This window comes from Pseudomonas sp. 43(2021), assembly GCF_017490805.1.
Lineage (GTDB): Bacteria > Pseudomonadota > Gammaproteobacteria > Pseudomonadales > Pseudomonadaceae > Aquipseudomonas.
Genome location: NZ_JAFGYJ010000581.1, coordinates 1 through 431, shown reverse-complemented (window position 1 = coordinate 431; position 431 = coordinate 1). Strand labels below are relative to the sequence as shown.

1 pseudogene is annotated in these 431 nt (G+C 62.6%); it reads right to left on the bottom strand.

From position 1 onward, the window contains the following. Positions 1-431, bottom strand: a pseudogene (locus J5M71_RS28800) (type I secretion system permease/ATPase); the annotation flags it as partial.

The window sequence follows — 431 nt, the reverse complement described above, 5'->3', positions numbered from 1 at the left end:
GGCACAGGCGCAGGGTCTTGCTCAGCGAACTGATCACCGCGCCGGTGTCGCTGGCCTGGTTCTGCAAGCCGAGGAAGCGCGAATGCACCCCGAACCAGCGCTTGCGCAGCGAGCCGAGCATGCCCATCGCCTGAATGGTTTCGGCGTTGTGCAAGTGGCTGGTGGCCAACTGGCTGGATTGCTGGGAAAAACCGGCGGCCTCGCCGAGGGGCTTTTTGGTCATGTATTCGTTGAGGCACGCCAGCGCGATCAACAACAGCGCACCCGCCGTAGCCAGCACGCCGAGCCAGACATTGAACAAATAGATGACAAACAGATAGACCGGAAACCACGGCGCATCGAAGAAGGCGAACAGCGCCGGGCCGGTGACGAACTGGCGAATGTGGGTCAGGTCGCCCAGCGACTGCCCGGCGTTGCCTTCGCCCTTGAAC